Annotated in this window: 13 protein-coding genes; 2 read left to right on the top strand and 11 right to left on the bottom strand. The window is 31.0% G+C overall.

Annotated features, from left to right (window positions below):
* Together KJQ97_RS07525 and KJQ97_RS07520 are read right to left on the bottom strand one after the other, a co-directional pair.
* On the bottom strand, nt 1-580 hold a 580-nt coding region (locus KJQ97_RS07525), incomplete at its 3' end, for a hypothetical protein (protein WP_214120446.1).
* Nucleotides 581-604: 24 nt separating this feature from the next.
* On the bottom strand, nt 605-1,096 hold the full coding sequence (locus tag KJQ97_RS07520) for a flavodoxin domain-containing protein (protein WP_214120445.1): 492 nt from the start codon (nt 1,094-1,096) through the stop codon (nt 605-607).
* A 143-nt stretch (nt 1,097-1,239) separates the two neighbouring features.
* Between KJQ97_RS07520 and KJQ97_RS07515 the strand changes: the two genes are divergently transcribed.
* A complete protein-coding gene (locus KJQ97_RS07515) occupies nt 1,240-1,590 on the top strand; it encodes a hypothetical protein (protein WP_214118520.1) in 351 nt (116 codons plus the stop codon).
* A gap of 9 nt (nt 1,591-1,599) precedes the next feature.
* Entirely contained in the window at nt 1,600-1,914 is a 315-nt protein-coding gene (locus KJQ97_RS07510; protein WP_214120444.1) for a hypothetical protein, read from the top strand.
* A 52-nt stretch (nt 1,915-1,966) separates the two neighbouring features.
* Here the strand turns inward: KJQ97_RS07510 and KJQ97_RS07505 are convergent, their stop codons facing one another.
* The 9 genes from KJQ97_RS07505 to mltG all read right to left on the bottom strand — a co-directional run bounded on the left by KJQ97_RS07505 (nt 1,967) and on the right by mltG (nt 11,893).
* Nucleotides 1,967-3,550: a DASS family sodium-coupled anion symporter gene (locus tag KJQ97_RS07505; protein WP_214120443.1), complete on the bottom strand. Its 1,584-nt coding sequence runs from the start codon at nt 3,548-3,550 to the stop codon at nt 1,967-1,969.
* A gap of 140 nt (nt 3,551-3,690) precedes the next feature.
* Entirely contained in the window at nt 3,691-4,263 is a 573-nt protein-coding gene (locus KJQ97_RS07500; protein ID WP_214118513.1) for a 2-oxoglutarate:acceptor oxidoreductase subunit OorC, read from the bottom strand.
* Nucleotides 4,260-5,114 (bottom strand): 2-oxoglutarate ferredoxin oxidoreductase subunit beta, encoded by an 855-nt coding sequence (locus KJQ97_RS07495; RefSeq protein WP_214118511.1) that lies wholly within the window; start codon nt 5,112-5,114, stop codon nt 4,260-4,262. The genes KJQ97_RS07500 and KJQ97_RS07495 overlap by 4 nt, the downstream gene beginning before the upstream one ends.
* Nucleotides 5,114-6,238 (bottom strand): 2-oxoglutarate synthase subunit alpha, encoded by a 1,125-nt coding sequence (locus tag KJQ97_RS07490; RefSeq protein WP_214120442.1) that lies wholly within the window; start codon nt 6,236-6,238, stop codon nt 5,114-5,116. Before KJQ97_RS07490 ends, KJQ97_RS07495 begins: the two co-directional genes overlap by 1 nt.
* Nucleotides 6,239-6,240: 2 nt before the next feature.
* Complete coding sequence (locus KJQ97_RS07485; RefSeq protein WP_214118508.1) at nt 6,241-6,549, bottom strand: 4Fe-4S dicluster domain-containing protein; 309 nt, start codon at nt 6,547-6,549, stop codon at nt 6,241-6,243.
* Between the two features lie 37 nt (nt 6,550-6,586).
* Nucleotides 6,587-7,456 (bottom strand): succinate--CoA ligase subunit alpha, encoded by an 870-nt coding sequence (gene sucD, locus KJQ97_RS07480; RefSeq protein ID WP_214118506.1) that lies wholly within the window; start codon nt 7,454-7,456, stop codon nt 6,587-6,589.
* A 9-nt stretch (nt 7,457-7,465) separates the two neighbouring features.
* Nucleotides 7,466-8,629, bottom strand: coding sequence for an ADP-forming succinate--CoA ligase subunit beta (gene sucC, locus KJQ97_RS07475; RefSeq protein ID WP_214118504.1), 1,164 nt, complete (start codon nt 8,627-8,629; stop codon nt 7,466-7,468).
* Between the two features lie 9 nt (nt 8,630-8,638).
* A complete protein-coding gene (locus tag KJQ97_RS07470) occupies nt 8,639-10,813 on the bottom strand; it encodes an NADP-dependent isocitrate dehydrogenase (RefSeq protein ID WP_214118502.1) in 2,175 nt (724 codons plus the stop codon).
* A gap of 81 nt (nt 10,814-10,894) precedes the next feature.
* Nucleotides 10,895-11,893 carry an endolytic transglycosylase MltG gene (gene mltG, locus KJQ97_RS07465; protein WP_442862236.1) on the bottom strand — a complete coding sequence of 333 codons (999 nt, stop codon included), beginning with the start codon at nt 11,891-11,893 and terminating at the stop codon, nt 10,895-10,897.
* Between the last annotated feature and the right edge of the window lie 53 nt (nt 11,894-11,946).

Here is an 11,946-nt window from a genome sequence, read left to right as displayed (position 1 = left end):
GTTTAAGTAATGGTAATTCATAATCATCAGGGTATTTACCTTTAATATTTAGCATATAAAATATACTTACAAAAAATATAAAAAATGGGAAAATATATTCTAAATCTTCATAATTATCTCTTACTTTGTATCTCTCATAAATAAAGCCATTTGATTCTAATTGTCTTATTTCTGGATAAAATACGCTAGGAACATAGTAAATAGCTACTTTTTGCCCTATGAGATTTTTTGCATAACTTTTATCTTCTCTTGCTATGAAAGTTTTGTGATTTTTATTATTATCAATCATTTTATAATGCCATATAATATAATTTCTTTTTCTAAAAATCCTAAACGTTTTCTCATGAACTATCTTTTCTATATCATACAATACACCTTCAGCCTTTTTAAGTTCATTAAGATTTTTTGTATGATCGCTTATGTATTCTAAGCTATATAAAACTATTACAATAAAAGTTAGAAAAACAAAAAACGCTGAAACTAATTGAAATAAAAATAATAAAAAATTACCTTTTTTATCATAACAAAGTCTAAAAATAAATATCAAATATAAGTGTTTAAAAAATGCTAACATTACCAAAAAGGAAGCTTGGCTTCCTTAAAATTATAAATATTTTTTAATATTTTCAACCCAAGCATTAATTCTTGCTTCGTTTTTATCCCCATCAGCTTTATCAAGGCAAAGTCCTCTTAAAGCTTTTCCAAATTGTAATCTTGAGAATGTGTAGTTATAATCACTTGAGCAAACTTCGCCTATAAATCTTGCTCCACTAAAAGCTAATTTATCATAAAAATCAGCTACGCCAGAGCAAAAACTATCAGGATGTCTTTCTTGTCCGCCAACACCTACGATAGCTACATTTTTATCGCTAAAATCAATAGTATTTAATAATTTTACTTTACTTCCCCAATCATCAGCCAAAGCACCAAAAAAATAGCTTGAACTCATTAAGATTAAAGTTTTATATTCTGATAATGCGTTTATTTCAACATCTTTAATATTTATAACATCAGCACCAATTTTTGCTGCGATTTGCTCTGCAAAAGCTTTAGTAGTACCACCTTTTGTAGCATAAAAAATACCAACTTTTTTCATAACTTCTCCTTAAAATTAAAATGTAGTTTCATTGTAGCCTAAATAAGATAATTTTTGTTTTAAATATTTTAAAATTATTTTAAGCTACTTTTAAGATTGGGGGGGGGTATTATATGGCTTTAATTTTTTATTAAGGAGTGTAAATGGATACGAATAGTATTTTAATGAGTATTCAAGACAAGTTGCCAAAAGACGGAATGGCTGTAATTAATTTAAGAGAAAAGTTAGAGAGAATGAGCGATGCTGAAAGAAAAAACTTTTCAGACAAACTACTTGCTGCAAAGCTTAAAAATCCTACTACTGGAATTATATGTGCTATGTTTTATGTAGATAGATTTTATCTTGGCTCTATTGGTTTAGGCATACTTATTTTTATACTCAAATTCATTACTTGTATGTTTGCAATAGGAATTATATGGTGGATTATTGATATTATAAATATTGGCAAAAAAGTTAGACAATACAATTATCAACAAATTTTACAAATTATATAAGGATATATCGTGAAAAAAATATATTTTTCTTTAATTGTAGTTAGTGCATTTTGTATAGGTTGTGGTTCTATACCTAGTTGTGATGATAAAGAAGTAACTGATGTTGTTACTCAAATTGTTAAAAAACAAGTTCCTAATATTTCTTCATTAGATATTTCGTATTCTGGATTTATGACTGAAAAAATAGATAAAGAAAAAAAACTAATTAGATGTAAAGCTGAAATGAAAATGACAAATAAAGACACAAAACAAAGTGCTGAAAATTGGTTTGATTATAGTGCAAGATATACTGATGATGGTATGGTATATGTGGAAGTTTATTGATAATTTTGTGTTTAGAATTTGAAATAGGAATTTCCTATTTCAAATTCTTAAATCAATAAAAGCCTAATATCTTCCACCATACTAAGCCAACACAAATCATAACTGCTATATCAATAACACTTACAATAAACCCTACTATCCACCATTTATTAAGACTAACATAACCACTACCAAATACAACAGGAGCAGTCCCTGTAGCATAATGCGTAAGTGCCATCATAATATTTCCTGCAGCTGCTAACATAAAAGCATATAGCATAGGTGGTGCTCCTAAATCAAGCCCTGTTTTATAAAATACTAAAAACATTGCTGAAATATGAGCCGTTGTGCTTGCGAAAAAATAGTGCGAATATAAAAACGCTAAAGTAAAAAATATCATTACAAAAGTTACGCTAAGCCCTAAAGATGAAGCTGCCATTTTTAACTCTTGTCCTAAAAATGCAGCTAAACCTAATTTATCAAGCATAGTAGCAAGCATAATTAAAGCAGCAAACCATACTAATGTATCCCAAGCTGTCTTTTCTGCTAATAATTCATCGTATTTTAAAACACCAGTTAAAAGCGCAATTGCAAGTCCTAAAGCCGCCACACTAGCAGGATCAAATGTCAAAGCCTTTGCATATTCGCTAAAACCAAACCAATTAGCAAAATTACTAGGCATTCCAGCCCATAAGAATAAGCATAATCCAAAAATACTAAGCATAATTTTTTCATCTAAGCTAAATTTACCCATAGCAGCTAATTCTTTTTTAGCTAATTCTCTTGCATCAGGTGTTTCTTTAAGTTCAGGTGGGCTTAAAAAATAAATCACTAATGGCATAAGCAATATCGCACACATTCCAGGAACAAACATTCCTAAAGCCCATTGCCCCCAAGTAATACTAATATTTGCATTAGTTGCATCTGAAATTAGTTTTACTACCAATGGATTTGGTGCAGTTGCGGTAATAAACATAGCAGATGTAATTGGATTTGATTGATAATTTACAAGGCTAAGATATGTTCCTGCTTTATTTGCACTGCCATTATTTGGCTCTGAACCTAGAGCTTTAGCAATTGATTGAACTATTGGATTAATTATACCACCGCCCCTTGCAGTATTTGATGGAGTAATCGGAGCTAAAAACACTTCGCTTAAAGCAATTGAATATCCTATACCTAAAGTTTTTTTACCAAATATGCTTAAAAAATAAAATGCTAATCTTCTTCCAAGACCAGTTTTGATAATACCACGAGCGAGCATAATAGATATTACAATAAGCCATATTAAGCTATTAGAAAATGCACTTAAAGCATCTTTAATAGCAGCCTTACTTCTAGCAGCTCCACTAATATCAGCACTAACACTAATTGTAGAAATTGCTATAAAAGCAATAGATATTAAGCTAACTGCACCAAGTGGCATTACTTTTAAAATAATACATAAAACAGTAGCTATAAAACAACCTAAATATATCCAAGAAAGTCTTGCATCAAATAAGCTTAATTCTAATAATTTTTGTTCTGAAAAATCAGAATGAGCCTTTAATAAAGCAGCTTGTTTAATAGAAATTAGACTTTCAGGAACCGGAATAAATACAAATGAAATAGCTATTAATATACATAAAATAGCTAAAGGAATTTTATCCTTAGTCATAACATCTCCTTTTAAAAAAGTAAGTAATTATAATAAGAATTTATTAAAAAGAAAAATAAAGTATATTTTTTAATAATTTAAAGATTAATATTAAATTTTTATTAAATAATTAATATTTAAGCCCTATAAAGGGCTTAAAATTATTCTCCTAAAGCTTTTTTAGCGTATTTTATACCTAAATCATAAGCCTTAGCATTTGCATCACGAGTTTTTGGTGGCACATGACTTAACATAACTTCTTTTACAACATCAGTATCCATACATTTGCTCATATATACCGCAATTGCAAGCGCAACAACTGATTGAGTAGCCACATTGCCAACTTCATCTTTAGCTATTGTAATGATTGGAATTTCAAATATTTTAAATTTCTTTCTATCTTCTTCACTTGGTTTTACTAGATTTGGCTCAACTACTATTATTCCACCTTCACAAACACCATCTTTAAAACCAGAATAGCCTTTTTGAGCAGTTGAAAGCATAAAAGTAATTTCGCCTTCAACTGCATAAGGAAATAATATTTCTTCATCATCTAAAATAATATCAACCTTAGTTGGACCACCACGAACTTGAGAAGTATATGTGCTAGCTTTTATAGCATAAGCACCTTTTTTACTACTTCCACCCTTTTCCATCCAAGCAGCTGCTAAAATCTCACCAGCGGTAATTACGCCTTGACCGCCTTCTCCACCAAATCTTAATTGGAATTTCATTTAGCACCCCCTAAAGCATTTAAATTAACCATTCTACCTTCTTTAGCAGCACGGCGAACTTCTTCATAAGCTTTGCAATATTCAGGTTTAGTTTTATTTTCATATAAAATTCCAACTGGGAATTTATCAACTTTTTCTTCATCGCTTAATTTATCAAATTTAGATTTTTCAACAGAACGATTACTTATCCAATCAAGCATTTGAACAGCTTCGCCCATTTTATTTTTACGACCTAAATTAATATGGCAGTTACTAAAGCAATCAATAAAACTATATCCTTCATGAGCCATTGCTTTATAAATCATATTTTCAAGTTTAGCTGCATCAATTACATTACCACGAGCTATAAAACTAGCTCCAGCTGCTTTTACTAATTCGCAAGCATCAAATGTAGGGTCAATATTACCAAATTGAGCTGTAACCGTGTAAAATCCTTGTGGGGTCATTGGGCTTGTTTGAGAATTTGTAAGTCCATATATAAAGTTATTAATCATAATATGAGTTAAATCAATATTTCTTCTTGCAGCATGGATTAAATGATTACCACCAATTGCAGTTGTATCGCCATCACCTGTTACAACTATTACATGTTTAGTTGGATTAGCTAATTTAATACCAGTTGCATAAGCTAATGCACGACCATGAGTTGTATGAACGGTATTGCAATTTACATATGAGCTCATACGACCACTACAGCCAATACCACTAACTACGCAAACATCATCCATATTCCAACCCATTTTTGCAATTGCTTTAATAATACATTTTAAAACAACACCATCACCACATCCCCAGCACCACTGAGTAGGCATTTTATCTACTCTTAAATAATCATCATAATTAAAAGCCATTAGAAACTCTCCTTTACTTTTGCTTCAATTTCACTTGGAGTTATTGGACGACCATTAGCTCTATGTAAGCTAGCAAAATCATCTCTCTTACTTGCTCTTTGAATTTCTTCTAAATATTGTCCCATATTTAATTCTGTTACTAAAATTTTCTTAAATCTTGAGCAAACTTGCGCTATTTTTTTCTCATGAACTGGATATAAAGTAATTGGTCTAAATAAACCTACTTTCAATCCTTGCGCTCTAAGTCTTGCAATTGCTTCTTTTGCAGCACGAGCAACGCTTCCGTAAGCAATAATGCAAATATCAGCATCATCTAACATATATTCTTCATAAAGTGCTAATTCATCTACTTTATTTTTAATCTTACCAACTAATCTTCTCATATTATAATCAACTATTTTGCCATCTTCAGTTGGAAAACCTATATCTCCGTGATGAAGACCAGCTATATGATAACGATAGCCTTTAAAGAATGGATTTAATGTAGCAGGTTCATCCATATCAGCCTTATAAGGCTTATAATCTTTTGGGTCTCCTGTAAATTCACGGCGTGGTTCTATTTTTAAATCTTTTACATCAGGTAAAATTGCTTTACCATTCATATGTCCAACCGTTTCGTCCATTAATAAAAATACTGGAGTTGAATATTTATTAGCATAATTAAATGCTGTTATTGTTAGATTATAGCTTTCTTCAAGACTAGCAGGTGCAATAGCAATACTTGCTATATCTCCATGGCTTGGAGCTTTTGCTTGAAATAAATCGCCTTGAGCAACACGAGTTGGAAGACCAGTTGATGGACCACCACGCATAACATTTACTATTACGATTGGAATTTCAGCTATGTATGCAAGCCCTATTTGTTCTGCTTTTAAGCTAATTCCAGGACCACTACTTGCAGTCATTGCTTTTGCACCACTCATAGCCGCACCTAGTGCAACGCTAATTCCACTTATTTCATCTTCCATTTGAATAAATGTTCCACCAGCTTTTGGTAGCATATGGCTTAATTCATGAGCTATCTCACTACTAGGAGTTATTGGATAACCACCAAAAAAAGAACAACCACAATCAATTGCAGCTTGAGCTATTAAATTATTTCCTGTTGATATTATTTCTCTCATCTTTACGCCTTTAACTTTTTAAAATTGTTAGCTTTAATTGCAGCCGCTCTATCTTTACCTTCTTGAGTAGGTTTTGCAAATTTAAAGCCTTTAGCATCTGCAACATTAATCGCAAAATCAGGACAATGAGTTTCACAATCTCTACAACCTATGCATGATTCTGGATTAACTACTTCAATCATTTGACCTAAAACAGCACTTGGTTCATCTCTCATAGCAATAACGCCCATAGGACAATAGCTTACGCATATATTACAGGCTTTACATCTTTTTTCATCCACCCATACAGGTGCATTATTATTATTTTCCATTTTTAACCTTTCTAAGCCTAGATTATCTAGGCTTTAATTATTTTAAAATTTCTTTGATTTTTTTACCGATATCTGCAGGAGAATCAACTACATGAACACCATAGCTTTTTAAAGCTTCTTTTTTAGCAGCAGCACTTTCATCAGCACTTCCTACAATAGCACCTGCGTGACCCATTCTTTTACCTTTTGGAGCAGTTGCACCTGCTATAAATGCTACAACAGGTTTTGTGATATTTTCTTTTATAAATTTAGCAGCTTCAACTTCTAAGCTTCCACCAATTTCACCTATCATAACTATAGCTTTAGTTTCGCTATCTTTTTCAAATTCGGCTAATAATTCTTTATAAGCAAGACCTATGATTGGGTCTCCTCCAATTCCAACTGCAGTTGTAATTCCATAACCGCCTAAAACAACTTGATTTGCTGCTTCATAAGTTAAAGTTCCACTTTTAGAAATTACACCGATATTTCCTTTTTTAAATATAAAGCCTGGCATAATTCCTAATTTACATTCATCTGCAGTGATAATTCCTGGGCAGTTTGGTCCAATGATTTTCATACCTTTTTTATTTGCATAAGCTTTTGCGAACATCATATCTTTTACAGGAGTATGTTCTGTGATTACTACTGCAAGTTTAATTCCTGCATCAGCAGCTTCAATGATACTATCTCCAACAGCAAAAGGAGGAACGAAAATTAAACTTGTATCAGCACCAGTTTTACTAACTGCTTCTTTAACTGTATCAAATACAGGCTTTCCTAAATGAGTTTCTCCACCTTTAAATGGAGTTACACCACCAACTATATTTGTGCCATAAGCAATACATTGTTCTGCGTGAAATGTAGCTTCTTTACCTGTAAAGCCTTGAACTATTACTTTTGTATTTTTATTTACTAATATACTCATTTTTTCTCCTTACTTTACTAAGCTTTTTACAATTTCAGCACCATTTGCAAAATCTGTTGCTGCGTGAATATTTTTAAGACCTGAATTATCTAGAATTTCTTTTGCTTCTTTAGCGTTTGTTCCATCTAAGCGAACTACTACAGGAATATCAATTTTAGTTGTTTTTGTAGCTTCTAAAACACCATTTGCAATTCTATCACATCTTACGATACCACCAAAAATATTTATGAAAATTACTTTTACATTCTTATCTCTCATAATAATCTCAAATGCTTTTGCAACGGTTTCAGCACTTGCTCCACCACCAACATCTAAGAAGTTTGCTGGTTTGCAGCCACTATAATTAATAATATCCATTGTAGCCATTGCAAGACCTGCACCATTTACCATACAAGCCACATCGCCATCAAGTTTTACATAACTTAAACCATATTTACTAGCTTCTAGTTCTGCTGGGTTTTCTTCTGTTTCATCTTTTAATTCTGCAATATCTGGATTTCTATAAAGACCACTATCATCAAAACTCATCTTAGCATCAAGTGCGAAAAACTCGCCTTCTGCAGTTTTGATTAATGGGTTAATTTCTACTAAATTTGCATCTTTTGCTAAATATAATTTATATAATTTATCTATAAATGTTATTAATTTTTTACCTTCATCTTTATTTAGACCTAAAACTTTTACTACTTCAAGTCCGTGAAACATTTTAAAGCCAATTGCAGGGTCAATTGTAACTTTTGCTATTTTTTCAGGTTGCTCTGCTGCAACTTTTTCTATATCCATACCACCTTCACTCGAAGCAATGATTGTGATTTTTTCTTCCATTCTATTAAATAATAGTGCTAAATAATATTCTTTAGCAATATTTGCACCACTTTCAATATAAAGTTTTCTAACAAGTTTTCCTTCTGGTCCTGTTTGATGAGTTACAAGGTTCATACCTAATATTTTTTCAGCATACATTTTAACTTCATCTAAATTCTTAGCGATTTTTACACCGCCACCTAAACCACGACCACCAGCGTGGATTTGAGCTTTTACAGCCCAAACACTTCCACCTAATTCTTTTGCGTTTGCAACAGCTTCTTCAACACTAAATGCAACCTTACCTTTTAAAGTAGGCACACCAAATTTAGCAAAAATTTCTTTTGCTTGATATTCGTGTATATTCATATTTTCTCCTTAAATTGATTTTAAAATTTCATTAAATGTAACACTTGGTCTCATTATCTTTTCAGCTACTTCGCCTAAAACATAATATCCACCTAATTCAACTGCTTTACCTTCTTCATTCATATATTCTTCAATGATTTTAGAAGAATTTGAATTAAGTTTATCAGCAATAACTTTAAAAAACTTATTCATACTTTCATCATTATTTTGCTTAGCAAGTGCATTCGCTAAATATATTGCAAAATACACATGACTTGTTCTATTATCGTTTTCTTTCGCATTTCTACTTGGAGCTTTATTTTCATTTAAATAATGTGATATTGCTTCATCAAAAGCTTCTGCCATAACTTTTGCTTTTGCATTGCCTTTGTTTCCTTCAAATTCAAGTGAGCTTTGAAGAGCTAAAAACTCGCCTAAGCTATCCCATCTTAAGTGATTTTCTAATACAACTTGCTCAACTTGTTTTGGAGCAGAACCACCCGCACCTGTTTCAAACATAGCTCCGCCATTTAGCATTGGAACTATTGAAAGCATTTTCGCACTTGTTCCTAATTCAAGTATTGGGAAAAGGTCTGTTAAATAATCTCTTAAAACATTACCTGTAATTGATATACAATTTTTACCACTTCTAATAATTTCTAAACTTTTTTTGCAAGCTTCATAAGGGCTTAAGATTAAGAAAGTTTCTCCTAATTCTTTTTTAACTAAATCAATGATTATTCTATCACTTGCTCTTTTACTATCAAGCCAAAAAATTCCTTGCTCGCCACTTAATTCACATCTTTGTTTTGCAAGTTTTATCCAGTTTGCTATTGCATCAGGTTTTGCTAAATTAATTCTATAAATATCACCCTTTTTAACTTCATGTGATAATAAAACTTCGCCATTTAACTCTATTTGATAAGTAGCGTCGCAATCAGCTATGAAAGTTTTATCATGAGAGCCATATTCTTGAGCTTTTTTAGCCATTAAACCAACATTGCTAACCGAACCAACCACACTTGGATTAATACTTCCATTAGCTCTCATATCATCTAAAACTGCTTGATAAATTGTTGCGTATGTTTGATCAGGAATAACAGCATTTGTATCCATTTCTGCACCATTTTTATCCCACAATTTAGCACCATTTTTAAGCATTGCAGGCATTGAAGCATCTACAATTACATCGCTTGGAACATGAAGATTAGTAATACCTTTATCAGAATTAACCATAGAAATTGGTGCTCTTGTATTTAATATTTCTTCATATCTTTTTAGGATTAAATCTTTTTTGCTTGAGTTTTCAACCTTACTTAAAAGCTCACTTAAACCATTGTTTGGATTAATGCCTAGATTTGCAAACTCATCGCCAAATTCAGCAAATAAATCTTTAAAATAAACTTTTAAAGCGTGAGCAAATAATACAGGGTCACTTACTTTCATCATAGTTGCTTTTAAATGAAGCGAGAATAAAATATTTTCTTGTTTGCAGTGATTGATTTGTTTTTCATAAAACTCATCTAGTTTTGCAACATTCATAAAAGTCGCGTCCATTACTTCATCTTTTACAACATCAAAAGATTTTAGCTCAGTTTTAGCCCCATTTACAACTTTATATAATTTAGCAGTGCCGTTTTCTTTGATTAAAGTTGCCTTTTCATTAGAGAAAAAGTCATCGCTACTCATACAAGTTACACAACTTTTACTATCTTTACTAAAGGTTTTTGTTCTATATGGATTTGCTTTTGCGTATTCTTTTACAGCTTTTGTGCTTCTTCTATCTGAGTTTCCTTGTCTTAAAACAGGATTTACAGCAGAACCTAAAACTTTTGCATATTTTTCTTTGATTGCTTTTTCGCTATCATTTTGTGGTTCATCTGGATAATTTGGAACATTATATCCTTTTGATTGTAATTCTTTTATGCAAGCCTTAAGTTGCGGAATAGAAGCAGAAATATTTGGAGTTTTAATTACATTTGCTCCATCAAGTTTTACTAATTCACCAAGTTTTGCAAGTGCATCTTCACACTTTTGCTCATCTTTTAAACACTCTGGAAAACTAGAAACTATTCTTGCTGCCAATGAAATATCAGCTGTAGTGATTTCAATATTTGCATGCTTTAAAAAAGCCTTTGCAATTGGTAAAAAACTTAAAGTTGCCAGCGCTGGCGATTCATCTGTGAAAGTATATACAATACTCATCGTAACTCCTTTAATTAAATTTTAGATGAATGTATAACTGCTAAGTTAAAAAAGAGTAAATCAAAAAAAATTAAATTACTCTTATCTTTGCCTTTCTATTTCTTTTTCGTGAGCTGCTAAAGTTGTATTAAACCTATGTGTACCAGTCCTTTTATCTCTCATAAAATATAAATAATTTGTCTTAGCTGGAGAAATTGCTGCCAAAATTGCTTGTGTAGAAACGTTACAAATTGAAACACTTGGTAAACCAGAATTTTTATAAGAATTAAATTCTGAATTATCTTCTCTAATCATTTGTGGAGTTACTTTTATGTGAGAATTCATACCATAATTTAGCATTCCATCCATTTGTAGTTTCATACCTTTATTTAATCTATTATAAATAACACTCGCTACAATAGGCATTTCGCTTTCATTAGCAGCTTCTTTTTGAATAATACTAGCTACTATAATAAATCTATAAAATTTATATTCAGTATAATCTCCAAAAACTTTTTTACTAATTGTTTCATTTCTTTTTTTTGTAAATTCTAATAAATATTTTATAAACAATCTTTCACTAATTCCTAATGGAATTGAATAAGTATCAGGAGTTAGCATACCTTCTTTTCTATTTGATTGAGAATATAATTCATCTAATAATTTATCAGGATTCAAATTAAGTTTTTTTGCTGCAATTTCTCTTAAAAAATATTCACTTGTTTCACCTGGAATTAAAGTAAGATTAACTAACGCAGCTTTATTTGTAGTTAGCTCTTTTAAAAATTCATATCTTGTTAAAATAGGTTTAGATACTGCTATCCAACCACTTTGCGGGTGTCCAAAAAATAATAACAAATATTGGTCTATTTTGCTAAATTGCAATTTAGTGTTATTTAAACTTGTTATAATTTTAGCATTAGAGCCTTGTGGTATAAATACAACAGAATTTGACTTAACAGGCTGCAATAAGTAAAACAAAATCGCTAGGACAAAAATGCTTAAAACATCAAAACACATAAATAAAATAATTAAAATTCTTTTTATATTCATATTCTTAATAATCGCCTTTGTATTTGTATTAGCCAATGGAATTTCAATTAAGGATTTTAAATTAATTAATATTGAAATCTCTGAGCTTTATTTGAAACTTG

Origin of the sequence: Campylobacter sp. 2018MI01 (assembly GCF_018501205.1) — a bacterium.
Classification (GTDB): domain Bacteria; phylum Campylobacterota; class Campylobacteria; order Campylobacterales; family Campylobacteraceae; genus Campylobacter_E.
This window is presented reverse-complemented; position numbering and strand designations above follow the sequence as displayed.